This window comes from Mycobacterium sp. 1081908.1 (genome assembly GCF_001673535.1).
GTDB lineage: Bacteria > Actinomycetota > Actinomycetes > Mycobacteriales > Mycobacteriaceae > Mycobacterium.
Genome location: NZ_LZLY01000160.1, coordinates 29,095 through 54,275 on the forward strand (window position 1 = coordinate 29,095; position 25,181 = coordinate 54,275).

At 68.9% G+C, this 25,181-nt stretch carries 31 protein-coding genes; 19 read left to right on the top strand and 12 right to left on the bottom strand.

Features of this window, described 5'->3' with window-relative positions:
* The first annotated feature begins 123 nt into the window (after positions 1–123).
* From A5655_RS28090 to A5655_RS26270, 3 genes are all read left to right on the top strand, one after another.
* On the top strand, positions 124–354 hold the full coding sequence (locus A5655_RS28090; protein WP_067015860.1) for a hypothetical protein: 231 nt from the start codon (positions 124–126) through the stop codon (positions 352–354).
* Between the two features lie 113 nt (positions 355–467).
* Positions 468–860, top strand: coding sequence for a hypothetical protein (locus A5655_RS28095; RefSeq protein WP_067015863.1), 393 nt, complete (start codon positions 468–470; stop codon positions 858–860).
* 151 nt (positions 861–1,011) lie between these two features.
* Positions 1,012–2,172, top strand: a complete 1,161-nt coding sequence (locus tag A5655_RS26270; RefSeq protein WP_067015866.1) for an LLM class flavin-dependent oxidoreductase — start codon at positions 1,012–1,014, stop codon at positions 2,170–2,172.
* On the opposite strand, the gene A5655_RS26275 is transcribed toward A5655_RS26270, so the two are convergent.
* Positions 2,169–2,675, bottom strand: a complete 507-nt coding sequence (locus A5655_RS26275; RefSeq protein ID WP_067015868.1) for a hypothetical protein — start codon at positions 2,673–2,675, stop codon at positions 2,169–2,171. The two genes, A5655_RS26270 and A5655_RS26275, sit on opposite strands and share 4 nt — an antisense overlap.
* Positions 2,676–2,850: 175 nt before the next feature.
* On the opposite strand from A5655_RS26275, the gene A5655_RS26280 reads away from it, so the two are divergent.
* On the top strand, positions 2,851–3,216 hold the full coding sequence (locus A5655_RS26280; RefSeq protein ID WP_156765046.1) for a hypothetical protein: 366 nt from the start codon (positions 2,851–2,853) through the stop codon (positions 3,214–3,216).
* 34 nt (positions 3,217–3,250) lie between these two features.
* Here A5655_RS26280 and A5655_RS26285 read toward each other — a convergent pair whose 3' ends face one another.
* The gene (locus tag A5655_RS26285) at positions 3,251–3,718 is read right to left on the bottom strand and encodes an SRPBCC family protein (RefSeq protein ID WP_067015874.1); all 468 of its coding nucleotides are present in this window, start codon (positions 3,716–3,718) and stop codon (positions 3,251–3,253) included.
* A 115-nt stretch (positions 3,719–3,833) separates the two neighbouring features.
* Here A5655_RS26285 and A5655_RS26290 point away from each other — a divergent pair, with 115 nt between their 5' ends.
* Positions 3,834–4,916 carry a serine hydrolase gene (locus tag A5655_RS26290; RefSeq protein ID WP_067015877.1) on the top strand — a complete coding sequence of 361 codons (1,083 nt, stop codon included), beginning with the start codon at positions 3,834–3,836 and terminating at the stop codon, positions 4,914–4,916.
* A 7-nt stretch (positions 4,917–4,923) separates the two neighbouring features.
* Here the strand turns inward: A5655_RS26290 and A5655_RS26295 are convergent, their stop codons facing one another.
* Entirely contained in the window at positions 4,924–6,504 is a 1,581-nt protein-coding gene (locus A5655_RS26295) for an allophanate hydrolase (protein ID WP_082978906.1), read from the bottom strand.
* Positions 6,494–7,900, bottom strand: coding sequence for a TIGR00366 family protein (locus A5655_RS26300; protein ID WP_067015882.1), 1,407 nt, complete (start codon positions 7,898–7,900; stop codon positions 6,494–6,496). Before A5655_RS26300 ends, A5655_RS26295 begins: the two co-directional genes overlap by 11 nt.
* Before the next feature lie 277 nt (positions 7,901–8,177).
* Between A5655_RS26300 and A5655_RS26305 the strand changes: the two genes are divergently transcribed.
* The 8 genes from A5655_RS26305 to A5655_RS26340 all read left to right on the top strand — a co-directional run bounded on the left by A5655_RS26305 (position 8,178) and on the right by A5655_RS26340 (position 15,464).
* Positions 8,178–8,915: an SDR family NAD(P)-dependent oxidoreductase gene (locus A5655_RS26305; protein ID WP_067015885.1), complete on the top strand. Its 738-nt coding sequence runs from the start codon at positions 8,178–8,180 to the stop codon at positions 8,913–8,915.
* A gap of 21 nt (positions 8,916–8,936) precedes the next feature.
* Positions 8,937–9,683 (top strand): SDR family oxidoreductase, encoded by a 747-nt coding sequence (locus A5655_RS26310; RefSeq protein WP_067015887.1) that lies wholly within the window; start codon positions 8,937–8,939, stop codon positions 9,681–9,683.
* A gap of 37 nt (positions 9,684–9,720) precedes the next feature.
* Positions 9,721–10,464, top strand: coding sequence for a DUF899 domain-containing protein (locus A5655_RS26315; RefSeq protein WP_067016110.1), 744 nt, complete (start codon positions 9,721–9,723; stop codon positions 10,462–10,464).
* 13 nt (positions 10,465–10,477) lie between these two features.
* Complete coding sequence (locus tag A5655_RS26320) at positions 10,478–11,455, top strand: sigma-70 family RNA polymerase sigma factor (RefSeq protein WP_067015890.1); 978 nt, start codon at positions 10,478–10,480, stop codon at positions 11,453–11,455.
* An 11-nt stretch (positions 11,456–11,466) separates the two neighbouring features.
* Positions 11,467–12,048: a TIGR03086 family metal-binding protein gene (locus tag A5655_RS26325; RefSeq protein ID WP_197508809.1), complete on the top strand. Its 582-nt coding sequence runs from the start codon at positions 11,467–11,469 to the stop codon at positions 12,046–12,048.
* A gap of 94 nt (positions 12,049–12,142) precedes the next feature.
* Positions 12,143–13,978: a fatty acyl-AMP ligase gene (locus A5655_RS26330; RefSeq protein ID WP_067015896.1), complete on the top strand. Its 1,836-nt coding sequence runs from the start codon at positions 12,143–12,145 to the stop codon at positions 13,976–13,978.
* 16 nt (positions 13,979–13,994) lie between these two features.
* Positions 13,995–14,669 (top strand): hypothetical protein, encoded by a 675-nt coding sequence (locus A5655_RS26335; RefSeq protein ID WP_067015898.1) that lies wholly within the window; start codon positions 13,995–13,997, stop codon positions 14,667–14,669.
* Between the two features lie 33 nt (positions 14,670–14,702).
* Positions 14,703–15,464, top strand: a complete 762-nt coding sequence (locus A5655_RS26340) for a YqjF family protein (protein WP_067015900.1) — start codon at positions 14,703–14,705, stop codon at positions 15,462–15,464.
* Between the two features lie 6 nt (positions 15,465–15,470).
* Here A5655_RS26340 and A5655_RS26345 read toward each other — a convergent pair whose 3' ends face one another.
* A complete protein-coding gene (locus A5655_RS26345; RefSeq protein ID WP_067015902.1) occupies positions 15,471–16,238 on the bottom strand; it encodes an SDR family oxidoreductase in 768 nt (255 codons plus the stop codon).
* A gap of 59 nt (positions 16,239–16,297) precedes the next feature.
* On the opposite strand from A5655_RS26345, the gene A5655_RS26350 reads away from it, so the two are divergent.
* Both A5655_RS26350 and A5655_RS26355 read left to right on the top strand, forming a co-directional pair.
* The gene (locus tag A5655_RS26350; RefSeq protein ID WP_067015904.1) at positions 16,298–16,774 is read left to right on the top strand and encodes a nuclear transport factor 2 family protein; all 477 of its coding nucleotides are present in this window, start codon (positions 16,298–16,300) and stop codon (positions 16,772–16,774) included.
* A gap of 81 nt (positions 16,775–16,855) precedes the next feature.
* Entirely contained in the window at positions 16,856–17,335 is a 480-nt protein-coding gene (locus A5655_RS26355; protein WP_067015906.1) for a nitroreductase family deazaflavin-dependent oxidoreductase, read from the top strand.
* Here the strand turns inward: A5655_RS26355 and A5655_RS26360 are convergent.
* Genes A5655_RS26360 through A5655_RS26385 form a run of 6 tightly spaced genes read right to left on the bottom strand, consistent with a single transcriptional unit; the run spans position 17,332 to position 20,744 of the window.
* Positions 17,332–17,655: a hypothetical protein gene (locus A5655_RS26360; protein ID WP_067015911.1), complete on the bottom strand. Its 324-nt coding sequence runs from the start codon at positions 17,653–17,655 to the stop codon at positions 17,332–17,334. The two genes, A5655_RS26355 and A5655_RS26360, sit on opposite strands and share 4 nt — an antisense overlap.
* Positions 17,652–18,119: an SRPBCC domain-containing protein gene (locus A5655_RS26365; RefSeq protein ID WP_067015914.1), complete on the bottom strand. Its 468-nt coding sequence runs from the start codon at positions 18,117–18,119 to the stop codon at positions 17,652–17,654. The genes A5655_RS26360 and A5655_RS26365 overlap by 4 nt, the downstream gene beginning before the upstream one ends.
* Entirely contained in the window at positions 18,116–18,430 is a 315-nt protein-coding gene (locus A5655_RS26370; protein ID WP_067015917.1) for a helix-turn-helix transcriptional regulator, read from the bottom strand. The genes A5655_RS26365 and A5655_RS26370 overlap by 4 nt, the downstream gene beginning before the upstream one ends.
* Positions 18,427–18,978: a TIGR03086 family metal-binding protein gene (locus A5655_RS26375; RefSeq protein ID WP_067015920.1), complete on the bottom strand. Its 552-nt coding sequence runs from the start codon at positions 18,976–18,978 to the stop codon at positions 18,427–18,429. Before A5655_RS26375 ends, A5655_RS26370 begins: the two co-directional genes overlap by 4 nt.
* A gap of 43 nt (positions 18,979–19,021) precedes the next feature.
* Positions 19,022–19,774, bottom strand: coding sequence for a DJ-1/PfpI family protein (locus A5655_RS26380; RefSeq protein ID WP_067015923.1), 753 nt, complete (start codon positions 19,772–19,774; stop codon positions 19,022–19,024).
* A gap of 19 nt (positions 19,775–19,793) precedes the next feature.
* A complete protein-coding gene (locus tag A5655_RS26385; RefSeq protein WP_067016113.1) occupies positions 19,794–20,744 on the bottom strand; it encodes a GlxA family transcriptional regulator in 951 nt (316 codons plus the stop codon).
* A 109-nt stretch (positions 20,745–20,853) separates the two neighbouring features.
* Between A5655_RS26385 and tpx the strand changes: the two genes are divergently transcribed.
* A complete protein-coding gene (gene tpx / locus A5655_RS26390; protein ID WP_067015926.1) occupies positions 20,854–21,348 on the top strand; it encodes a thiol peroxidase in 495 nt (164 codons plus the stop codon).
* A gap of 80 nt (positions 21,349–21,428) precedes the next feature.
* Positions 21,429–21,743 (top strand): DUF4333 domain-containing protein, encoded by a 315-nt coding sequence (locus A5655_RS26395; RefSeq protein WP_231999284.1) that lies wholly within the window; start codon positions 21,429–21,431, stop codon positions 21,741–21,743.
* Positions 21,744–21,767: 24 nt separating this feature from the next.
* Here the strand turns inward: A5655_RS26395 and A5655_RS26400 are convergent, their stop codons facing one another.
* Positions 21,768–22,145 (bottom strand): NYN domain-containing protein, encoded by a 378-nt coding sequence (locus tag A5655_RS26400; protein WP_067015929.1) that lies wholly within the window; start codon positions 22,143–22,145, stop codon positions 21,768–21,770.
* Between the two features lie 167 nt (positions 22,146–22,312).
* Between A5655_RS26400 and A5655_RS26405 the strand changes: the two genes are divergently transcribed.
* On the top strand, positions 22,313–23,497 hold the full coding sequence (locus A5655_RS26405) for an acyl-CoA dehydrogenase family protein (RefSeq protein WP_067015932.1): 1,185 nt from the start codon (positions 22,313–22,315) through the stop codon (positions 23,495–23,497).
* A gap of 207 nt (positions 23,498–23,704) precedes the next feature.
* Positions 23,705–25,162, top strand: a complete 1,458-nt coding sequence (locus tag A5655_RS26410) for a condensation domain-containing protein (protein WP_067016118.1) — start codon at positions 23,705–23,707, stop codon at positions 25,160–25,162.
* Positions 25,163–25,181: the final 19 nt, after the last annotated feature.

Genomic DNA, 25,181 nt, shown 5'->3' on the forward strand with positions numbered 1-25,181 from the left:
CTACCGCTGGGCCCCCCCGGAATCGTCGATGGCCGTATGCCTTGACAACTCTCCCTTGCAGCAATAGTTGCACATGTGTAGGATTAGCTGCGGCAAGCGCCCCTGCGAGGAGAGGACAGACCGATGACGGCTCGGGTCAAGACGGCGATCGCGATGTTTGGTGGTACCACCGCGCTGGCACTGGCGGTCGGATTCGGTGGCGTCGGCGTTAGCCCGGTGGGCGGCGCGCCCGCACCGACGACGCATGCGTCGTCCAGCGTGACGTCGGCGCACCCCGACGCGGTGGCCCCGGCGGGTGGCGCCGGCGTGCAGGCCGCCACTTTGGCAAGCTGCGTGTCCGGCCTCGACTGCTAACCGGCCGCATTCGCCCACTGCCACCGCCCCCATCCGTTTGCGCCGGCGAGAGCCGGGGTACGGAGAAGTGGACCGCGCAAAGAGCGGCGCGAGTGGAGAGGTGGGGATTGGCGATGAGATCAGCAGCTAGGAATGCCGTCGCACTTTTCGGCGGCACGGCGATGCTCGTGTTCGCAGTCGGATGCGGCGGCGGCAATAAGGGGCCGAGCAGCAGCAGCACGACGCCATCGACCACCACCACACCGTCGTCCAGCGTTGCGCCCGCGCCGTCCACGGCGCCGGGCGGCCCGACCGGTGGCGGCGGTCCCGGCGGCGGGGGCGGCGGCGTGCCCGGCGGCCCGACTGGTGGCGGCGGCCCGGGCGGCGGCGGTGGCAGCGTCCCGGGTGGCCCGACCGGTGGCGGCGGTCCCGGCGGCGGGGGCGGCAGCATCCCCGGCGTCGGTGGCGGCGGCGGTGGGCCGGGCGGCGGCGGAGGTTGCGTCGGCAACGTCTGCGGCGGCTACTAACACGCCGGCTACGGCGAAGACTTGCTACCAAGCCGGTGGGGTCATGTGATTCTGGCCCCGCCGGCTGAGCAATATCTGGGGTCCGCCCTTTTGCGGTAACCAACGGCGGCTTGGGTTATGGTTCGGGCAACTCGACCGCAAGGGGACTCCAATGGCCAAGCTCAGGTTCGGATATTTCATCGCCCCGTTCCATCGAGCCGGTACGAATCCGACGCTGGCCCTGCAGCGCGATCTCGAGTTCGTCGAACACCTCGACGCCGTCGGCTTCGACGAGGCCTGGATCGGCGAACATCACTCGGCGGGCAGCGAGATCATCAGCTCCCCGGAGGTCTTCATCGCCGCGGCAGCCGAACGCGCGAAGCGGATTCGCTTTGGCACCGGCGTCATTTCGCTCGCGTATCACAACCCGCTCTGGGTCGCCGATCGGTTGATGCTGCTGGATCACCTGACGCACGGGCGCGTGATCGGCGGGATGGGACCGGGCTCCTTGCCGACGGATTCCGCGATGATCGGGCTGAATCCCACCGACACGCGCGAGCTTCTGGAGACGAACCTCGACATCGTGGTCCGGTTGCTGGCGGGGGAGACGGTTAGCGCGAAAACCGCGACGCACCAGCTATTCGACGCGAAGTTGCAGCTCGCCCCGTACTCGGACGGCGGGATCCCGCTGGCGGTCGCCGCGGTCGCCTCGCCGACCGGGGCGCGGCTGGCGGGCAAGCACGGCATCGGGTTGCTGTCCATCGGGGCGACGCTGATCGTCGAGGGCTTCGACGCGCTTTCCTATCACTGGGGCATCGTCGAGGAGCGCGCCGCGGCCTTCGGCACGCACGTCGACCGCAAGGACTGGAGCCTGGTCGGGCCGATGCACATCGCCGAGACCGACGAGCAGGCCCGCACCGACGTGAAATTCGGCATCGAGTCGTGGTTCAACTACTTCCAGAAGGTTGCGGCCTTCCCGCAGATGACCATGCCGGGGGAGCAGCTCGACGAGATGATCGACATCATCAACGAGAGCGGGGCCGGGGTGATCGGCACGCCCGAGCGGGCGCGGGCCCAGGTGCAGCGGCTATGGGACCAGTCCGGTGGATTCGGCTGCTTCCTGCAGATGGGCCACGAGTGGGCCAACCCCGCCGCCACCAAGCGGTCCGCCGAGCTGTTCGCCGCCGAGGTGATTCCGCACTTCCAGGGTCAAGCGCAGCCGACACTGGACGCCGCCGCGCGCGCCGGGCAGGTGCGCGAGGGCTTCGCGCAGTCCCAGCTGCAGGCCGTCGAGCACATGACCAAGAAGTATGAAAGCGAGAAAAGCGGCTAAGGGTTTTCCGTCGTCACGGGGTTGGGGGTCGCCGGGTTCGTTACCCCGGGAAGCTGCCCCGGCCAGGGCGGCAGCCCGGTGTTCGGCTCGGACGCCGGCGCCACCTCTACCGACACACATTTCTTCGCATGAAGCGCGTTTTTCCACGCGCCCGGTGGGTTCGGCGGGGCCGACAGCGCGCCGTCGGGGCAGCGGAACGAGCACGAACCCTCCAGCGCCCCCAGCGGAGTGATGACCGAGGCGTTGAAGATGAAGATGTTGATGCCGCCGATGCCCTGCACGGCACCGCCGCCGTATTCGCAGTGCCAATGACTGCCGTTCTCCTCGACGGGGAAGTCGCACCAGTAGTGATAGGCCCCCATTTCCATGCCCGATCCGCCCACCCCGGGGTAGTCGCACAACCCGGGGCCCGGCACGTTGCCGCCGATATCCGCCTGCGCGACGGGAACACTCAGACCCAGCCAACCGGTCGCCGCTATGCCGAAAACAACGAAGCTTTTCATTCGTCCACCCCTTCACAGCGACCGAGCTGCACCGCGGCATCGTGGGCAATCACCCACTCGGGCAAACCAGCCGCGACGCCCTTAGTATTTGGCCTCCCGCCTCTGGTTTAAACCTCATATGCGGGCGATAGCCCCTTCTCAGCGGGCAGCTAGCGAGGGGGCAGATACATGAAGGATGACAATCACCGCCCCGGATCGGCGCCGGCGAACGGTGCGGCTGGTTTTGGCCGGGGCGGCGGCCCTGGCGATGATCGCGCTGTTCGACGCCGCGCGCCCCGAAACGACGCCCGCCGCGCCCGGATCCGTGCGCCTGACGGACGTCGCCGTCTCGGCTCCCGAGAGCGGACCCTTCGGGGGCTTCGCCGCCGATGCCGACGACGACCAGGCTCAGCAGCAGGCCCAGCTGCAGGAACAGCTCGACCTGCAGCAGATGCAACAGTCCATGCAGCAGGCCGAGCAGCAGAACGAAGCGGCCCAGCAGCAGTTCTTACAGGACATGCAGCAGGCGCAGACAACCGAGCAGCAGGCCAACAACCCCTAAGCGGCTCGAAAAACCTTGTACGCCAAGGTAATCGCTACCTTCCGCCACTTGCTTCGCGCTCGGCCGCCCTCACCAACCGGCCCGCAAAAAACCTGACTGCGCCGCCCAGCGCGGCCCGCATCACCGGGCCCGTCCCGGGGACCCCCTCGACGAACGCGCCGGTCCAGCGAATGTCGGTGCCGCCCGCCGGATTCGGGGTGAGGATCACCTCGCCGGAGTAATCCTTGGCGGGGCTCGGCGGCCCGACCAGCTTGTAGGCGTGGCGATGGTCCTGCTCGTAGGCGACGGTTTCCTCCTGCACGAGCAGGGGCCACATGCCCACCTTGCGGATGGACCCGACGCCGCCCGGCGCCGGATCCCCCTGGCGCGCCCAACTCGACTGAAGGACGATCGGCTTGGCCCACTTCGACCAGTTGGCGCCGTCGGCCACCAGCCGGAACAACGTCGCCGCGGGCGCGCTGCTGGTCCGGTTGATCTCGAACGTGAACTTACGACCCGACATCCCGACTCCTGAAGATCGCTGAGTGACCCGGATGGCACTGCCGCGTACCCTACCCCCACCATCTCAAAGCGCGGTTTCTCTGCGGGGCCCCGCGCCGGGCGCGATCATTCACGGTATGGCTCGGCGGTTCGCGTTTTTCGCGGTCTTGCTGTTGGTCGGCGCCTGCGCCGCGGGCCGTGGCCCCGCGCCCACCACCAGGTCGGCAACCGAGCACGCCGACGCGGCTGTGCGCAGCCAGAGCGTGCTGGACGACGCGATCAAGGCGGGCGCGCCCGGGTGCTCGGCCGCGGTCGGGGTCAGGGGGAGGGTGGCCTGGACGGGCGTTCGCGGGGTCGCCGATATGTCGAGCGGCAAGGCCATCTCGACGCAAACGGTGTTCGACATCGCCTCGGTGTCCAAGCAGTTCACCGCCGCCGGGCTGCTCTTGCTCGTCGCCGCGGGCAAGCTGGGCCTCGACGACCCCGTGTCCCGCTACATGCCCGAGCTGCCGACGTGGGCCGGCACCGTCACCGTCGCGCAGCTGATGCACCAGACCAGCGGAATCCCCGAGTATGTCGGGCTTCTCGAGGCCCAGGGTTATCAGCTCGGCGATCGCACCACCGAGGACGAAGCCCTGCAGGCCGTGGCCGGCGTGCCAAAGCTGGAATTTCAGCCCGGCTCGCAATTCGAGTACTCCAACTCCAACTACCTGCTGCTCGGCGAGATCGTCCGCCGGGTCGCGCACCAACCGCTGCCGCAGTTCCTCGCCGACCAGATCTTCCGCCCGCTCGGACTGGCGATGGTGCTGGATCCCACCGGCCCGGTCCCCGACAAGGCCGTCGCCTACGAGAGAAGCGGCGACGGGTACCGGGCGACCTCATCGGGTTGGGAACAGGTCGGTGACGGCGGAATTCAAACCACGCCAAGCCAATTGGTCGGGTGGGCCGACAATTACCGAACCGGACGGGTGGGCGGTCCCGCGCTCCTGGATGCGCAGCTGGCCGGCGCGGTGCCGACCGAACCGGGCGGCGCCGATCGGTACGGAGCCGGGATCTATTTGATGGCCAACGGCACGCTCGACCACGACGGGGCATGGGGAGGGTTCGTCTCGGCATTCCGCGTGAGCAAGGACCGAAACACGTCCCTGGCCGTCGCCTGCAACACCGACAGGCAGGACCCCGAAACCCTGGCCGACTCGCTGGCCAAACTGTGGATGTAGCCGAGCATCAACCCTTTTCGGTGAGCCCGGTGACCGTGCGGCCGTCCTCCAGTTCGACCACGGTCAGCACCGCGGGCGCCGGGAGGTCCGCCACCAGGCGCCCCAGCACCGCTTCGGAAACCCGGAAGAGCTCGGCCCGCGACGGCACCGCCCGTCCGGGCTTGGGGGTGGCGTGACCGACGTGGCGGGCGCCGAGCAGTTCGAGTTGCCGGCGCAGGGGCTCCAAACCGAATAGTGCTACCTCGCAGCAGCTTTCGATCAGGAGCGCGGGTGCCGTTGCGCAGAAGCGCGCGGCGATGTCGACGGCGATTTGGTCATGGAACGCGGGCACGACGATCATCACGCCGAACGGGCCGCCCGTGGCCGTCGGCACGCCGGGAACCGCCACCGCGGCCATGTCGAGCAGGTTACAGAAATTGGTGTAGGTGCCCATGCGCCGGTTGATCGAGAACGGCTCGGCCCGAACGTCGGCCAGCGCGGGGTGTTCGGTGGTGGTCGGAAGCAGCAGCGCATCGAATCCGGCGAGGAGCTTCGCAGCGGCGGCCCGGGCGTGGGCCAGCGCGTCGAGGTCCGCGGCGAACGCGGGGCCGGTGATCGCGCGGCCCGCGGAGATGATCGCCGCCACGTGGGGGTCCGCGCCGCGGTGCGCGCCGGCGAGGAATTCGCCTACCGCGGCGTATCTTTCGGCGACGAACGCGCCGTCATACAGCAGCAGGGCCGCCTCCAGCAGGACGGAGATGTCGACGGGTTCAATGCTGCATCCCGCCTCGGAGGCGCGAATCACGCTCCGCTCGAACGCGTCTCGGTAGGTGTCGCTGAGCGCGGTGAGGTTCGCGGCATCGGGGATCGCGATGCGCGGGTTGTCGGGCGCTGCCAGCCGAACGTCGGGGGGCCAGGTGCGGCTGCGGGGGTCGCCGGGGTCGGGCCCGGTCATCACCGCGGCCGCGGCGGTCGCCACGGCGAGGTCGGCCGCCAGCACCGAGACCGCGTCGAAGCTTGGGCAGGCCGGAACGACGCCGTGGGTGGGGACGATGCCGAGCGTCGGTTTGATGCCGATGATCCCGTTGAGCGCGGCGGGGACCCGGACGGATCCGGCCGTGTCGGTGCCGATGCCGATGTCGGCGATGCCCAGCGCGACCGCCACGGCGGAACCGGAACTCGAGCCCCCGGCGATCAGCTGGGGATGACGCGAATTGCGCACGGCGCCATAGGGAGTTCGGGTGCCGACCAGGCCGGTGCCGAACTGGTCGAGGTTCGTCTTGCCCAGCACGACGGCCCCGGCCTCGCGGAGCCGCTCCACGGCGACCGCGGTGGTTGTGGGCAGGTAGGCGAATTCGGGGCACGCGGCCGTGGTGGGCAGGCCCGCCACGTCGATGTTGTCCTTGACGGCGACCACCAGCCCCGCCAGGGGCTGGCTTTCCCCGGCGGCGAGCCGCTTCTCGACCGCGCGGGCGTCGGCGAGCGCGTCGTCCCGCGCGCGCAGCGTGATCCAGATTTCGGGCCGGTCGGCTTCGGCTATGCGCCGATACGCGGCGCGCACGCGCGCGGCGGGGGAGCCGGGCGGCCCGGCCGGCGGGTCAGATGACATATGGCGCAATGAGGACCATGACGCTGGCGACCGCGAAACCGATGAGGAAGGCGATCACCGTAAAGCCCATCACCTGGCGGACATTGAGCTTGGCGATGGCGAGCACCGGCAGCAGCCAGAACGGCTGAATCATGTTCGCGACTCCCTCGCCGACCGCGACCGACATCGAGGTCAGCCCGAGGTATGCCGGCGAGTGCTGGCCAATGGCCAACGCCGAGTCAACGGCGATCGGTCCCTGCACCGCCCAATGCCCGCCGCCGGACGGCACGAACAACGAGATGATGACCGACCCGACGAACGTCAGGAACGGCAGCGTGTACTGATCGGCGCCCCGCACCAGCGCCTCGGCCAGCACCGTCTGCAGCGCTTTGCCCGAGCCGGTGGGCAGATAGCCCAACAGACCAACGATCCCGCCGTACAGCGGATACTGCAGCAGCAGCGGGCCGGACACCTTCGCCGCCCCGGAAAACGCACGGATGAAGCGGATCGGCGTCCGGTGCAGCAGGGCGCTGGTGACGGTGAACAGCATGATCATCGACGAGATGTTCAGCGCGAAGCCGCTCAGCGCGAAATATGTGATGCCCGCGACGAAGACGATGACGTTGAGGATCCACAGGTTTTCCAACCACTCGGCGAACGTCCGCTTGCCACCGGGCGTCGGAGGCTCCGGCTCCTCGTCGAAGACCGCCGGATCGGGCTCGAGCCCGTGCCGGGGCTCCATGCGCCAGATCGCGACGGCGAGCAGGCCGACCGTGGTGATCACGGCGATCCAGTTGTAGGGCTGGAAAACCGTCAGCGTCAACGGCACGGTCATGCCGGTGATCTTGTGGATCACGTTGATCGGGCTCGTCGTGTCGGTGTTGGCCAGCGCGATCGACGACGACAGGCCCTGCGTCCAGACGATGTAGCCCATGAACCCGGTCGCGATCAGGTAGCCGAAATGCGCGCCCCGCAGGCGCTTTGCGACCTGGCGCGCCACCAGAGCGCCCGCCACCAGACCGAGTCCCCAGTTGAGCAGGGAGAAGACGGTGCTGACCGCGAAGCACAGCAGCGCTCCCTGCACCTGGTTGTCGGGCTTGCTCGCGAGACGGACGATGGCCCGCTTGAGGGCGGGCGCCTCGGCCAGCGTGTAACCCGTCACCAGGACGAGCACCATCTGGAACGCGAAGGTGAAGATGTTCTGCGGTCCCCACACTCCGCCGTACCACGCCTTGAGGATGCCGGAGGCCGTCGCTCCCCGGACGAGCAACGCGACGAGCGCGACGACGATGAGGGTGAGGATGACCGCGAAGAGATAGGGGTCGGGCATGAGGCGTTCGACGTAGCGGACGCACAGCTCGGTCAGCCCCTGGATGAAGCCGCGTCGTTGCGCCCGTCGAGGCTGTGTCGTGGTCATCTGTTTCCTCTGTCTCCCCGTTCCCCGAAACCCCGCCTAAGGCAACCCCAATTTTGTTGCCGCCGGGTGAACTCAGGGGCCCTCGTCGCCGATGACAACCGGAGTTGCCAGAAGTTGCCGGCGGGCAGCGTCCCGCGCGGGGAAACTGGAGCTCGACATTGCGATGAGTTTCGGCGACGGAACCTGTCTATATCTGTAGTTCGATCGGACTCGATCGGCTCATCATCGACGCCCCCGCACCCCCGTGCGGGGGCTTTTCACTTGAGAGGGGTTTGTCATGGGTTTGGCGGAGGACACGGTCGCAGGCAAATCGGTCTTGGTCACGGGTGCCAACCGCGGCATCGGTCGGGCCCTTGTGGAGGAAGCCGTCCGTCGTGGGGCTGCGCGGGTGTACGCGGGCACGCGAGACGGTTCCTCGTATCCCGACGAGCGGGTGGTTCCGATCGCGCTCGACGTGACCGACGCGGCACAGATCCGCGCGGCCGCCGCGACGGCGGAATCGCTCGACGTCCTGATCAACAACGCCGGCATCGCGCTCTACGACGACCTGACCGATCCCGCGATGCTCGAACGGCACCTCGCCGTGAACCTCTTCGGCACGCACGCGGTGACGCGGGCGTTCCTGCCGGCGCTGATTCGATCCCGGGGAGCGGTGGTCAACAACCTGTCGGTCAACGCGCTGGCGCCCTTGCCGATCATCCCGGCGTACTCGGTCTCCAAGGCGGCCGCGTTCAACCTCACCCAGTCGCTGCGGGCCGTCCTGGCCCCGCAGGGCGTGCGGGTTTTCGCGGTGTTCACCGGCCCCGTGGACACCGACATGAGCCGCGAACTCGACATACCGAAAGCCACCCCGCGCTCGGTCGCGGCGGCCATCTTCGATGCGCTGCAACGCGGCGAGCAGGACGTCTTCCCCGATCCGATCTCGCAATCCATCGCCCAGGGCTGGGACAGCACCCCGGCCAAGGAGCTGGAACGTCAGTACGCCCAGCTGCTTGCGACGGCCACGCCCGCATAACACCATCACCAGGAGGACAAGATGAACAACCTATCGGGTCAGACCGCGCTCATCGTGGGCGCCAGCCGGGGCCTGGGCCACGGCATCGCGACGGCCGCGGCCGAAGCCGGCGCCTCGGTCGTCGCGGTGTCCCGCACCGCCACGACGTTTCCCAACCCCACCAACGGTGCCGGCAGCATCGAAGCGGTCGTCGCCGACGCGGCCGACCCCTCGGCGCCGGGCACCCTGCTGGATCGATACGACCCACAGCTTTTGGTGCTGGTGGCCGGGGCGAGCCCCTTGCCGCGCCCGCTGCAACACCAAACCTGGGAGACGTTCTCGGCCAACTGGAACACCGACGTGCGCATCGCCTTTCATTGGCTGCGCGAGGCCCTGCTCAAGCCGTTGCGCCCGGGAAGCCGGGTGGTGGTTTTCAGCAGCGGCGCCGCCCTGGCGGGATCACCGCTCAGCGGCGGGTACGCCGGCGCCAAAGCGACCCAACGCTTCATCACCGGCTACGCCCAAGACGAGGCAAACCGCGCCGACCTGGGCATCACCTTCACCGCCCTGATGCCCCGCATCACCCCGCTGACCGAGCTCGGCCGCCCCGCCGTTCGGGCGTACGCGGCCCGCGAGGGCCAATCCGAGGAGGAGTACATCAAGCAGCTCGGCGAACCGCTCAGCCCGCAGGGGGCCGGCGCGGCCGTCGTTGAGCTGGCGCAGGCCGATACCGCCGCCGTCGCCGCGAGCTACCTCCTGACCGGCGCCGGCCTGCAGAAGATCGCCTGAAAGACCTTCCACCACAAGCGAAAGGCTGGACATGAACATGCAAACGCCCCCGATCGTGTCGGCGCAGGAATGGGAGGCCGCGCGCCAGCGGCTGCTCGTCAAGGAGAAAGAGGTAGTCCGGGCGCGTGACGCACTGGCGGCCCAGCGCCGGCGGATGCCCTGGCTTGAGGTGGACAAGCCGTACCGGTTCGACGGGCCCGAGGGCACGGTGAGCCTGCTGGACCTGTTTCAGGGCCGGCGTCAGCTGGTCGTCTACCGGGCGTTCCTGGAGCCGGGGGTGGACGGCTGGCCCGAGCACGCGTGCCGCGGCTGCTCGATGATCGCCGATCACATCGGCAACCTGGCGCATCTCAACGCCCGCAGCACCACCCTGGTGTTCGCCTCCCGCGCCGGCCAGCCCGACATCGAGCGGGTGAAGGCCCGGATGGGTTGGCGGATGCCGTGGTACACCATCACCGACGACTTCGACCGCGACTTCGGGGTCGACGAATGGCACGGCACCAACGCGTTCATCCGCGACGGCGAGCGGGTGTTCCGCACGTACTTCATCAACAACCGCGGCGATGAGGCACTGGGCACCACCTGGAGCTACCTGGACATGACCGCGCTTGGGCGCCAAGAGGATTGGGAAGACTCCCCGGAGGGGTATCCGCAGGGGCCCGCGTACGCGTGGTGGAACTGGCACGACGCGTACGGCGATCAGCCGGCGCAATGGTGGGCAGACCCCGAGCCGGGCGAGCAGGATCCCAGCGATCCCCGGCCGTCGCGCCGGGAGCCGTGAAAGGCTTTGGGCCATGCCGGACTCCAGCCTCGACGATTTCGCGCAAGTCGCCGAACAGTACCGGCCCGAGCTGCGGGCGTACTGCTATCGCATGCTCGGATCCGTCGACGAGTGCGAGGATCTCGTTCAGGACACCTACCTTCGCGCGTGGCAGGCCTACGAGCGGTTCGAGGGCCGCTCCTCGGTGCGGTTGTGGCTCTACAAGATTGCGACCAACACCTACCTGAACGCGTTGCAAACCCGCAAGCGGCGCCCACTGCCGTCGGGGCTCAGCACCCCGGCCGACAGCGCGACGGCCGCGCTAGCGCCGGCGCAATCCGAGATCCCGTGGTTGCAACCCGCCCCCGATAGCCTGCTCTACGGCGCCACCGACGATCCCGCCGTGGTCGTGTCGTTGCGCAGCAGCGTGCGTCTGGCGTTCGTCGCCGCGCTGCAACACTTGTCGTCGTTGCAGCGCGCGGTCCTGGTGCTGCGCGACGTATTGGGCTGGCAGGCCGGCGAAGTCGCCGAGATATTGGAGACGTCCACGGCGGCGGTCAACAGCGCCCTGCAACGCGCCCGTGCGCGACTGGCCGAGGCCGGCCCGACGCTGGACGAGCTTGGCGAACCCGCCGAGCCCGAGCTGCGCGGCGTGCTGGACCGCTACATGGCCGCCTTCGAACACGCCGACGTCGACGGGCTGGCGGAGCTGCTGCGCGCCGACGTCGAGCTCGAAATGCCGCCCATCCCAACGTGGTTCATCGGGCGCGACGTCGTGCGCGGGTTCCTGGCCCGGGTGGTGCTGCATACGCCGGATCAATGGCGGCTGACCTACACCCGCGCGAACGGCGCCCCGGCGTTCGCCATGTACCGGCGCGGCCCGGACGGCTCTTTCCACGCTCACGGCCTGGACGCGCTGTCGCTGATCGGCGGCCGCATCTCACGCATCGTCGCCTTCAACGACGCAACGCTGGTCGCCAAGTTCGGGCTGCCCGAGACGTTCGCGGGGTGAGGGCCCGGTCCGTGTCCGACACCGATGAACTCCCCGTCCTGTCCGAGGCGACCCGGTATCTGTTCGGCAACCTGCTCCTGGTTCGCGAGGCCGACCTGTCGGCGCCGACGCCCTGCGCGGACTGGGACCTGCGCCGGCTGCTGTGCCACGTGCGCGCCTCGCTGGCGGATGTCGCCGACGTGCTGGCGGCGCGCGGCCCCGACCGAGGGGCCGAGCGGGCGGCGACCGACCCCGATCCCTCCGATCCCGTCGCCGCGGTGCGGGTCGGAATCGTCGACTTCCTGCTCGCGTCGACCACGGCACCGACCGCGGACCGGTGGTGTGAGATCCGCGGCCGCCCGATTCCCGCCAAAGTTGTTGTCTACGTTGGGGCGATCGAGATGGTGCTGCACGCGTGGGACATCGCCCAGGCGTGCCGAACCGACCGCCCCATTCCCGCGGAGGTCGCCTCGGCGCTGCTGTGGGTTTCGCCACCCCTCGCCGAGGCCGGACTCGCCGGGCACGTGTTCGCCGCGCCGCTGGCGTCGCCCGCGAACGCCACGCCAAGTGACCAGCTACTCGCCCTGTTCGGCCGTCGAGCGAGCCGAGGCTAGGCGCGGGCTGAGGTTCGCCACGCCGCCGCGCGCCGCCCGCCCGAGGCCGACCGGCTGACCCGGGGCCGCCCGGTCGGGCCCCTAGACTGCGCCTATGGATTGCGGTACCCGCCACGACGCCGCGGCTCCACAAGGCATGCTTCTGATAGAGGACTGCCTGGACGCCGACGGCGGCGTCGCGTTGCCGCCGGGCACCACGCTGATATCGCTCATCGAGCGCAACATCGCCAATGTCGGTGAGGCCGTGGCATATCGCTACCTGGACTACGCCCGCTCCGAAGGCCAGACCTTCGAAGTGACCTGGAACCAACTGGGGGTCCGGTTGCGGGCCATCGCCGCGCAGGTGCAGAAGGTCGCCGGCGAGGGCGATCGGGTGGCGATCCTGGCGCCGCAGGGCATCGACTACGTCGCCGGCTTCTACGCCGCGATCAAAGCGGGCGCCATCGCGGTGCCGCTGTTCGCGCCCGAGCTGCCGGGTCACGCCGAACGGCTGCAGACCGCGCTGCGCGACTCCCAGCCCGCCGCGGTCCTCACGACGGCGGCGACGAAAGAGGCGGTCGAGAACTTTCTGGAAAGCCTGCCGGACCTGCGCAAGCCGCACCTGATCGTCATCGACGCGGTCCCCGACTCGGCGGGGGAGTTGTTCCTTCCGGTCGAGCTGGACATGGACCGTGTGTCGCACCTGCAGTACACCTCGGGTTCGACACGGCCACCGGTCGGCGTGGAGATCACCCACCGGGCGGTCGGCACCAACCTCGTGCAGATGATCCTCTCGATCGACCTGCTCGACCGGAACACCCACGGCGTCAGCTGGTTACCGCTCTACCACGACATGGGCCTTTCCATGATCGGCTTTCCCGCGGTGTACGGCGGGCACTCGACGCTGATGTCGCCCACCGCCTTCGTCCGCAGGCCGCTGCGCTGGATCCACGCCATGTCCGCCGGGTCGAAGCAGGGCCGGGTGGTGACCGCCGCGCCGAACTTCGCCTACGAGTGGGCGGCGCAGCGCGGCCTGCCCGCGCCCGGTGACGACGTCGACCTGCGCAACGTGGTGATGATCATCGGTTCCGAACCGGTGAGCATCGACGCGATCCGCACCTTCAACAAGGCCTTCGCCCCGTATGGGTTGCCGCGCACGGCCTTCAAGCCCTCGTATGGCATCGCGGAGGCGACGCTGCTCATCGCCACCATCGACGCCTCCGCCGAGGCATCCGTCGCGTACCTCGACCGCGAACAGCTGAGCGCCGGTCACGCGCTACGCGTCGACGCGGACGCCCCCAACGCCGTGGCGCAGGTGTCCTGCGGCCGGGTCGCCCGCAGCCTGTGGGCCGTGATCGTCGACCCCGACAGCGGATCCGAGCTGCCCGACGGTGAGGTCGGCGAGGTCTGGCTGCAGGGCGACAACGTCGGTCTCGGCTATTGGGGGCTGCCCGAGGAAACCCAGCTGGCCTTCGGCGCCAAGCTGCAGTCGCGGCTGGCCGAGGGCAGCCACGCCGAGGGCTCGACGGCCGGACGAACCTGGTTGCGGACGGGGGATCTGGCCGTCTACCTCGACGGCGAGCTCTACGTGACGGGCCGAATCGCGGACCTGGTCACCATCGCGGGGCGCAACCACTATCCGCAGGACATCGAGGCCACCGCCGCGGAAGCCTCGCCGATGGTGCGCCGGGGCTACGTCGCGGCGTTCGCCGTTCCGGCCAACGGCGAAGAACGCCTGGTCGTGATCGCCGAACGCGCCGCCGGCACCGGACGCGACGATCCGCGCCCGGCGATCCTGGCGATCCAGGACGCGGTGTCGCGGCGGCATGGGGTGGCGGTCTCCGACGTGCGTTTCCTGCCGGCCGGCGCCATCCCGCGCACCACCAGCGGAAAGCTCGCCCGCCGGGCCTGCCGTGCCGAATACCTGGACGGCACATTGGGCGTGCGCTAGATGGCATCCTGGCGGTGTGGGCTTGCTGATCCGCTTGGCCGAGCTGCTGATCGTGATCCTTCCGCTGACGGGCATGGCGATCGCGGCGGTGCGGGCGTTCGGCGCCAACAAGCGCCGCACCGAACGGCGGCAGGAACTCGACCCGCCGGCCGAAGCCGCGGTCCCGGCGGCCGAACGCGGCGTCAATAGCCAAGCGGCGCAATGGCGTTCGCTGCGACGCGTCATCGAGGAGCACGGCCGCACCGACGCCCGATGGCTCGAGTACGAACTCGACGTTGCCAAACTTCTCGACTTCCCGCTGATGACCGACATGCGGGACCCGCTGACCGTCGGCTTCCACAAGGCAAAGCTTCGGGCGGACTTCTTGCGCCCCGTCAAAGCCGAAGACCTGCTCGACGACCGGGAGGCGGCGAGTCGGTATCAGACCGCGGTCGAGGACTACGTGACCGCGTTCAACGTGGCCGAGGCCGAGGCGATGCGCAAGCGCCGGAGCGACTTCTCGCGGGAGGCCCAGCAGCGGATCGCGCGCGCCCAGAGCCTGCTGCGGGTGGCGTCGGACCCGGCCGCGGCGGCGCAGGAACGCCAGCAGGCCTTCGACCTGGCCCGCAAAGAGCTGGACGGCCTCCTCGTCTTGCCGTCGACGACGCAGGCCAGCATCGAGCGCGGCATCTCCGGTCAGTTGGAGAGCTAGGCGGCAAAGCCGGCGGGGTGCCACGATGATCGCATGACCGCCATACCCGACCTGCCCGACGCGGATTCAGGTCTTGTGGGTTTCCCCCTCAGCCCGCCGCCGCTTCCCGGCCCGGTCACGTTCGAGCAGCGCTGGGCCGACCTGACCTTCGTCCATTGGCCGGTGCGGCCCGAGAGCGTCGAACGCTTCTACCCGCCGGGAACCCGGCCGGACGTGTTCGCGGACGGGATGACCTACGTGGGGCTGATCCCGTTCGTATTGGCCAGCACCAAAGTCGGCACGGCGTTACCGGTGCCGTATTTCGGCGGCTTCGCGGAGACCAATGTCCGGCTGTATTCGATCGATGACGCCGGCCGGCACGGGGTTTTGTTCCGATCGCTGGAAACGTCCCGCCTGGCCGTCGTGCCCGTGATCCGGATGGCGCTCGGCGTGCCCTACGCCTGGTCGCGGATGCGGGTGACGCGACGTGGCGAGCGCATCGAGTACGACAGCGTGCGCCGCTGGCCGCGGCGCGGCCTGCGCAGCCGGCTGACGGTCGCCGTCGGTGAGGCGGTCGAGCCGACGCCGGTGGAGGTGTGGCTTACCGCCCGCTGGGGGGCCCACACCCACAAGGCCGGGCGGACCTGGTGGGTGCCGAACGAGCACGAGCCGTGGCCGTTTCGCCGCGCGGAGATCGCCGAGCTCAGCGACGACCTGCTGGGCGCAAGCGGGGTCCGCCCCGCCGGCGAGCGCCTGCGCCCGCTGTTCTCGTCCGGTGTGCGGACCCGGTTCGGTCGCCCGTTCCTCGTCGGCTGAGCCCGCTCAGGGGCAGCAGTAGCCGCCGTCGATCACGACGTCCGAACCGGTCATGTAGCTGGACGCCTCGCTGGCCAGGTACAGGTACAGCCCGGCGAGCTCGTCGGGCCGGCCCAAGCGGCCCATCGGTATTTTCGGTTCCCACAGGGCGTGGTAGTCCGCCAGCGGCTCGACGAGCTCGGTGAGGATGTAACCCGGGCTGACGGCGTTGACCCGAATGTTGTGCGGCGCGAACTCGACGGCCATGGCCTTGGTCAGGTGAATCACCGCCGCCTTGGAGGCGCAGTAGTGGCCCACCTGCTGCGGGATGTTGATGATGTGGCCGGACATCGACGCGGTCGTGATGATTGACCCGCCCCGTCCCTGCCGCACCATCGCCCGGGCCGCCGCCTGGGCGGTGAGGAACACGCCCGTCACGTTGGTGTCCTGGATGCGCTGAAACTCTTCCAGCGGCATGTCCAGCATCGGGGTGACGGTGATGATCCCGGCGTTGCAGACCGCGATGTCGATGCCGCCCAGCTCCGCGGTGGCCCGGTCCACCATGGCGTCGACTTGAGCGGGCTGGGTCACGTCGCAACTGATGGGCACGGCCCGGCCGCCCGCCGCGGTGAGCTCTTCGGCGACTTTGGCCAAGGCGTCGGAATGCCTTGCCGCGATGGCCACTTCCGCGCCGGCTTGAACGTAGGCCAGTGCCACCTCCTTGCCGATGCCGCTGGACGCCCCGGTCACCAGGGCGCGCTTGCCGCGCAAATCAAACAGGTCCAGCACACTCATCGGACATCCCCATTCGCCAACCGTCGCCTTCAACAAGAACCCGTTCTAGTGTGTCCGGCATGGGCAAATTCACCAGGGCCGAAATCGAGCGAGCCGTCGAAAACTACACGAAAGTCGCCGAGGGGTGCAGCGCCTCGGGCGACTGGCGACCGTTCGCCGATCTCTTCACCGAGGACGTCGTCTACACCGAGCATCACTACGGCGTCTTTCATGGCCGGGAGGCGGTGCGCGACTGGATCGTCGCAGTGATGGCCCCGTTCCCGCACATGCGCTTTCCCAGCGACTGGATCGCCTACGACGACGACAACGACGCCGTGGTCATCATGATCAAGAACCTGCTAGACCACCCGACCGACCCGAACGGCGAGCCGTTCTGGTTCCCCAACTGGACCCGGCTCGTCTACGCGGGCAACGGCCTGTTCTCCAGCGAGGAAGACATCTACAACCCGAACCGGGACGCGCCCGGTGTGGTGGGGGCGTGGCTGCAGGCCGGCGGTCAGCTGGCCTCCACGGAATTCCTGCAGCCCAACGCCTAGGCCGCGCCGACGGCTTCTCATGACAATTGCATTGTGCAATAATTGCAGTTGTCTACCATAGGGGAGCGGAGGTCGTCGAATATGAGGATTGTCAAGGAGATTCAGCCACCAACGGGACCGACCCGGTTCCTTTTCCGGATGCCCATCCACCTGTATCGGCTCGGGCTGGGGTGGCTGTTCGGGAGCCGCATTCTGCTGCTCAACCACACCGGCCGCGTCTCCGGCCAGCCCCGCCAGACCGTCCTCGAGGTGGCCGAGCGCGACGGCGACAGCTATGTCGTCGCCTCGGGATGGGGAGCTAACGCGGCGTGGTATCGCAACGTCCTGCGCAACCCCGAGGTCAGCGTCCAGGTGGGGACGCGAACGATCCCCGTGACGGCCATACCGCTGGGCAAGGACGAAGGGGCGCAGGTCTTTCTTCGCTACGCGTCGCGGCATCGCGCGGCGGCCAAGTTCGTGCTGCCCCGCATGCTGGGGTTCTCCGTCGACGGATCCGACGCGGACTTCCGCGCCGTCGGCGAAAACCTCCCCTTCGTCCGGTTCGTCCCCCGGACGGCTTAATGCGCCGCAACGAATTCCACGGCCTCGTCGAGAAGTGACGCCCACGTTTGCGATCGACCGACGTCGACGGAGGCCCATTCGCGAAAGCGCCGCCCTGCCGGCGCGAACGGCACGGCCTCACCGGATTTGACGAGTTCGTCGACCCTGGCCGCGGGCAGCTTGACGAGCAGCGCGGCGGCGCGGCGGTCGAAAGAGGCGAAAAACCGACCGCCGACGCGCAGGCAGGGCAGGCCCATCATTGTCGAGCGGGTGACGGTCGCGGCGGTCAGCAGCGGTTCGGCGAGCGCCCAGAAGTTGGCTTCGGCGAAGTTGTCGCTCACCGGTGCAGCTCCTCGCGACTCGGCACCCGACGGTCGGCCCATGGATCGGCGCCGACGTGTTCGCCCTCGGCGGTGCGGCGCAGCCGGTCGAGGTAGTGAGCCCAACCGCCGTCGTGAGCGTCGGCGGCGCGATCCTCGAGACCACGGTGCACCAGTTTGACGAGAGTGGTGCCGTCGGGCTGTGCTATGAGGTCGATCTCGACGGTGGTCGAGCCGGGTGGGATCCCGACGTCGGCCCGCTCCCAGCCGTAGGTGAAGACGATGCGGCGCGGCGGCTCGACCTCGACGTAGCGGCCACTCACGGTGTCGCCGTTGGGATGCGTCCAGCGGACGACGCCGCCCGGCGTGGCGTCCAGCAGCGCATCCTCGGCCATCCATCGCCCGAATTGGACGGGGTCGGTGAACAATTCGAAGACCCGCTGCGCGCTGGCCCGCACCACGAACTGCTGGGCCACCAACTTCATGGCGCTTCGCTTTCCGCGGCGGCGCGCAACCGTTGCAGCGGTGCGGCCCAGAACTCGTCCAGCAGCGCGGCCACCTCGGCAACCCGAGCCACATCGGCGCGATACAGCCGCCGGGTCGCGTCGACGCGCACGTCGATCAATCCCGCGTCGCGCAGGACCTTGAGGTGTTGGCTCGCGGCCGATCTCGACAGGCCCGCCGCCTCGGCGAGCGCGGACGCAGGTCGCTCTTGATCCCATACCAAACGCAGCATCGTGCGCCGGCCCGGATGGGCCAGCGCCCTGATGGCCGCCTCGACGGCCGGCTCGGTCATACCGCGCGGCCCATCGCCGCCAGCAGTCGATCCTGCGCCGACGCCCCCTCGCCGAGCGGCACCTCCGGGCCGACAATGCCGGCTTCCCGCCCGCGCCTTGGCATTTCGGGCAGGAACATCGCGGCGCACGCCGCCACTTGGTCCGCATCGAGCCGCTCATCCTGGCCCGTGGCACGGGCCAGGTCCCAGGTGTGGATCAGAACATCCATGAACGTTCCCGCAACCGCATCGGCCACCGTCCAGTCGAAGCCCAGCGGCGAGACGCAGACGCGCTCCATCGCGCCAGGCGATTCCAGGGCCGTCAGGACGCGGTCCACACACTGCCGGTACTGCGCGCCGCGTAACGCGGCTTGCTCCGACCCCGTCGCTGCGGCGAGCAGATACTCGGCGCCGCCGACAAGATGATCGATCAGTTGCCGCACCGACCACTCCGAGCACGGGGTCGGCCACTCCAGTTGGTCCGGCGTGACCGCCTCCACGACCGCGACGGCGCGATCCGTCGCGGCCCGGTACAGCAGCAGGGGCGGGGGCGGCTGGTAGTTTAGCATCTCCTAAATTTAGGAGATGCTAAACAAAGCCGTCAAGGGGAAGCTAGCTGGAAGGGACCGACGCGGCGGGCGCCAGCCGCCTGCGCCGCCGCGACCGCACCGCCGCCAGCGCCTGCTCCCACGCCAGCATCGTGGTGGCCTTGAGGTTGGCCGGCTTGGCGCTGTCCTTCGAAAGCAGCGCCGTGGCGGCGGCTTTCGTGGTCGCCGACGCCTTCGACATGTGGCCGGAGTCGAACGGGGGCTGCGGGTCGTATTCGATCGCGAGCTGGATCGCCTTCGCGCGGCCTTCGCCGCCGATCTGGCCGGCCAGCCAGAACGCCAGGTCAAGCCCGGCGGAAACCCCCGCGCTGGTGACGACGTCGCCCTCGTGCACCACGCGCTCATCGGCCACCGGGATGGCGCCAAACCCCTTCAACAACGGAATGGCGAGCCAGTGCGACGTCGCGCGCCGTCCCTCGAGCAGGCCGGCGGCGGCGAGGATCACCGAGCCCGAACACACCGACGTCGTCCAGCTCGCGGTCCGGTGTGCCCGGCGCAGCCACTCCAGCAGCGCCTCGTCGCGCGCGTGCACCGGCGTCGATGGGCCGCCCGGCACCAGAATGACGTCGGGGGAAGGGGTTTCGGCCAGCGAGTGGGTGGCGCCGATGACCAGCGCCCCGGAGTCGGCGGTGATCGGTCCGGATTCGTGCCACACGAATCGCACCTCCGCGTCGGGCAGGTTGCGCAGCACCTCGTAGGGGCCGATCATGTCCAGCGCGGTGAATCCGGGATAGGCCACGAAGGCGATCTGGGTCATCGGAGGTGCCCTTTCTGATTTAGGCGAAGGCTTTGCGGTATTGATCCGGCGAGATGCCGATGCGCCGAATGAAGTTGCGCCGCATGGTTTCCGCGGTGCCGAAGCCGCACCGGGTGGCGATGGCGACGACGGTGTCGTCGGTCTCCTCGAGCTGGCGGCGCGCGGCCTCGGTGCGAATGCGCTCGACGTACTGGCCCGGCGCCTCACCGACCTCGTCGGTGAACACCCGGGTGAAATGGCGCGGGCTCATCGCCGCGCGGCGGGCCAGGTCGCCGATGCTGTGCTGACCGCCCGGTTCGGCCTCGATGGCCTCCTGCACCTCGCGGACCGAGGTGCGCCTGGCGCGCGGCATCCACACCGGCGCCGCGAATTGTGTCTGCCCGCCGGGGCGGCGCAAATACAGGACGAGCCAGCGGGCGACCGTCTGGGCGACCTCGGTGCCGTGGTCGTCCTCGACCAGCGAGAGCGAAAGGTCGATGCCGGCGGTGACGCCCGCGGCCGTCCAGACCGTGTCCGAGCTGCGGACGAAGATCGGGTCGGGATCGACGTCGACGGCGGGGAACTCGCGGGCCAGCCGTCCGGCGAACGCCCAGTGCGTGGTCACCCGCCGGCCGTCCAACAGCCCCGCTCCGGCGGCCAGGAACGCGCCGGTGCAGACGGTGACAACCCGGCGGGCGTTGCCGCTGACCCGCTTGATCCATCCGACCAGCTCGGGATCGGATCGCGCCGCGTCGACGCCGCCGCCGCCGGGCAGCACGACGGTGTCGAGCGGTTCGCTCGGTTCGGGCAGCGGCGTCGTGAGGAAGGCCAGGCCGGTGGCGGTGGTCACGGGCCTGCCGTCCACCGACGCCATGTCGACGTCGTACCCACCGTCGGTCAGCAGTGACGCCCCGGTGAACACGTCGTGGGGCCCGACGACGTCGAGCGCCTGAACGCCGGGAAAGCCGACGATCACCACTCTGCGAGCCATGGATTCAGTCTCGGCCAGACCGGCCATGGCGTCTATGCCGCGTACCCCACGAATTAGGACATGCGGACCTGACCCGAGGCCGCCGCACCGGCCTTGGCAGACTGTGCCCATGGCACAGATAACCTTGCGTGGAAACCCGATCAACACCGTGGGCGAGCTTCCGGCCGTCGGATCCTCGGCCCCGGCCTTCAATTTGACCGGCACGGACTTGGGCGCGATCGGCAGCGACCAGTACAGCGGTAAGCCCGTGGTGCTGAACATCTTTCCGTCCATCGACACCCCGGTGTGCGCGACCAGCGTGAGGACCTTCAACGAGCGGGCGGCCGCGACCGGCGCGTCCGTGTTGTGTGTGTCGAACGATCTGCCGTTCGCGCAGGCGCGATTCTGCGGCGCGGAGGGCATCGAGAACGTCAAGACGGGCTCGGCGTTCCGGGACAACTTCGGCAAGGACTACGGCGTCAGCATCGTCGACGGCCCCATGGCCGGGCTGCTCGCGCGCGCGGTCGTCGTGATCGGCGCCGACGGCAACGTCGCCTACACCGAGCTGGTTCCGGAAATCGCGCAGGAGCCCGACTACGACGCGGCGCTGGCCGCGGTCGGCTGACGCCGGCCGTTTGCAGCGCGATACGACTCGCCGCCCTGAGCTGTCGTATCGCCGTCGTCGCGTGTTAGCCTGCCAAGGCGATGACGAGAATCAGCGACCACCACACCCGGTTTGCGGCGGCCATGCTCGTACCCGTGGTCCTGCTGGCCGCGTGTCACGCGAAGTCGACCGTCAAGCCCGACGGCGCGGCGCAATCCGTCGTCGACGTCGTCTCCAGCCAGACCGGCTTTCACCCCAACGACGTGCACTGTCCGTCGGGCGTCGAGGCCAAGGTCGGCCAGGAGTTCGACTGTCACTTCACCGGCCCGGAGGGTAAGCCGTACACCGCGCACATGCGCATCACCAAGGTCGACGGTGAACGGGTCGAGTTCGACGTCAGAAGCCGTCCGTCGTAACCGGTCCCAGTCGATCGGCAGCCATCAGCCGCGGGGGTCGATCAGGTCACGGAAGCTCGCCGCGGGATAGACCGAGGCCCCCAACGCCGTGACGCGCTCAGTCAGGCCCTTGTCCGACGTCACTACCCGAATCTGCTCGGGCCGGGCGCCGGCCTGCACCAGCCGGACGATCTGGTCGTCGGCCGAGTTCGCCGCCGCCTTCGGGGCGTGGGCAACCTTGATCACCGATGAGGTGATGGCGGTCGCCGGCGGTCGCTCGAACACCACGGTCACGTCCTCTCCCTGGACCGATGCCCATCGGTCGAGCCTGTCCACCAGCGTGACCATGGCCGCGCCGCGGTCCTTCCACCAACCGTCGGGCCGGCTCCCGATCACGTTCATGCCGTCGACGATCCATCGCACAGACACACGGTAGGGCACCGCGCCATTCGCGCGCCGCGTGTGAGTCCTGGTACACGCGAAAGCCGTCAGCGCGCACTAATTCCCGACTGCCCGCCGGGAAGGCGCGGCAATGGTATTAACTACGGGCACCGGTATCAGTTTTCTCCAGTCGACGATGGGAAACGACAATGACGTCGCTAGCCGACACGGACGATCGGGTGGTTTCGCTGGCCCGGGGCATGCGGGACCTCGTGCGGGCCGAAGCCGCCGAGTCCGAGCGGGCGCGCACGCTCACCCCGGCGATCGTCGACGAGATGTGGGCCAGCGGGCTGATGTCCGCGTTCAACCCCGTCGAGGCCGGCGGGGTCGAGCCGTCGTTCGCCGCGATGATCGAAACCTGGATCGAAATGGGTTGGCAGGACGGGTCGTTCGGGTGGATCGGCATCGCCAACCTGCCGTCGTCCTTCGCCGCGGCGGCGTACCTGCCCGACGAGGGTTTCGCCGAGGTGTTCACCGCCCACGACAACCACGTCACCCTGGGCGGCCAGTTCTTTCCCAACGGGCAGGGGACCGTGGTCGACGGCGGCTACACCGTGACCGGGTCGTGGAACTTCGGCTCGGGCATCGGCCATTCGCAATACGTCGCGGCCGGGTTTTTTCCGATGGACAACGGCGAGATGCGTTGGATCAGTGAGGGCTTCCCCGAGATGCGCGTCGCCGTCATCCCATGCGACCAGATCAGCTTCGACGACGGCTGGTACGTGCAGGGGCTCAAGGGAACCGGCTCGTATGACTACAGCGCCCAGGACGTGTTCGTGCCCGACAGCCGCACCTTCGAGCTGTTCGTCCGGCAGCCGTACCGCGGCACCTCGCCGGCCACGCGCATGGGGCTGATGCCCGTGACGGCCGCCGGTCACGCGTCGTGGGCGCTGGGGGTGTCCAAGAGCATGCTCGACGACGTCCAGGAGCTGGCCGCCACGAAGTTCCGGATGAGCGACATGGCGTCGCTGGCCAGCCGCCCGACGTTCCAGAAGGGGCTGGCGCACCACCGGCCGACCTGGCGCGCCGCCCGCCTGCTGGTGCTCGACGCCTTCACCACCGCCGAGGCCGCCGTCGCGGCGGGCGACGACCTGACGCCGGCCCTGCGGGCCGACATGCGGGTGGCCGCCGTCTACGCGACCGACACGGCCCGAAACTGCGCCGAGTGGGCGCATCTGGTGGCCGGCACCAGCTCGATCCGCGAGGGCAGCCGCCTGGAGCGCGCCTTCCGCGACATCTACACCGGAACCCAGCACGCCTTCATCAGCGAGAAGGTGGCCATCGACGTGGCGCAGATCTGGCTGGGCATCATCGAAGACCAGCCGGGGCTGTAACTCCCGCCCTGCGCACAATGCGCAAAAGCACGTAATCGTCGCTTATTTCGACTATCGCCCACAAGAGCGACAGGGGCTTCGCCGCGCCGTAAGTTCGGTTTCAGCAAACAACCGAATACGCCGCACGAACGCAGCGCATTAACCCAATTTGCCTTAGCGCGAATGGAATTCGCGCGGAATCTGCGGCATCACAAGGGGACGGGGAAAATGGTCACACTCGGCAGCATCAACGGATGGCAGCCCGGCGACGGCTCGGTTATCACGTGGACGGCTTCGGCCGCGGCGCGGGCGGCGGCCCGCAATGCGCGGCGCAGCGAGCTGGCACCGACTTACCAGCGGCGTCGCCACCTCCGTGCGGCATACGACGCCAAAGCGATGGGCGTCCGGCTGCCCCGGCTGATGGTGGTGGCCTGGGACATGCCGGGCGTCTGCGACGCCAGAGCGATGACGGAAACGATCAACGCCCACGTCCGTCGTCACGACGCCTACCACGATTGGTTCGAATTCCAGGACGGCCGTTTCGTCCGCCGGACGATCGACGACCCCGACGTCATCGACCTGGTGCCGACCGACTTCGGGCACATGGGCGCCGAGCAAATACGCGAACACGCCCTGATGACCACGCCGGAAACGCTTGAGTGGGACTGCTTCACGTTCGGCATCGTCCAGCACGCCGACTACTTCACGTTCTACGCCAGCATCGACCACCTCCACATCGACGGCATGTCCGCCGGCCTGATCTTCTTCGACGTCAACCTGATGTACGAGCAGCTGTCCCAGGGCGGCGCCGAACCCGTTGAACCGCCCGTCCTTCCGGGGATCGCAAGCTACCGCAGCTACGCCGCGCGGCAGCGCGAGCAAGTGGCGAGCCTGACCGCGTCCTCTCCGGGAATCCGGGGCTGGATCGACTTCGCGCGCGACACCGGCGGCGACTGGCCGAGCTTCCCGCTTCCGGTCGGCGACACCGTGGCCGGCAGCAAGGGTGCGTTCCTGACGGTCGACCTGCTGGACGCCGCCGCGACGGAGTCCTTCGAGATCGCCTGCGACGCAGCCGGAGCCCGGTTCAGCGGAGGAGTGCTGGCGTGCGCGGCCCTGGCCGAGCACGAATTCACCGGCACCGAGACCTACCACGGTTTCACCGCCTACGACACGCGGACGCCGGGCGTCGACTCGATGACCGTGGGTTGGTTCGCCAACCTAGTTCCGATCACCGTGCCGATCGGCGCGGCCACGTTCGACGAGGCGGCGCGGGCGGCCCAGAAGTCATACGACGACGCCAAGCAACTCGCACAGGTGCCGGTCGAACGGGCGCTCGAGCTGGCGGGCCCGCTGGGGATGGCGGCGCCCACGGCGCGGGCAATGATGGTGTCGTTCATGGACTTTCGCAAGATTCCCGCGGCCACCCTGTTCGAGCAGACCAACTTCGGAACCTACGCCGACAGCCTGTCGCACGGCGGAATCAACCTGTGGATCAACCGCCAGACCGACAAGACCACGGCGACGATTTCCTTCCCGGACAACGCGACGGCCCGCAAGTCGGTGCATCGCTACCTCGCGGCGTTGACCCAGGCGTTCGCGTACGCGGTCAACACCACCTCGGATTGGGTGGACGCCGTTGCCGAGCACGCGAATTCGAATCACGGCATCCCGGTCATCAGCCTCTGACCCAACCACTGACCAAGAA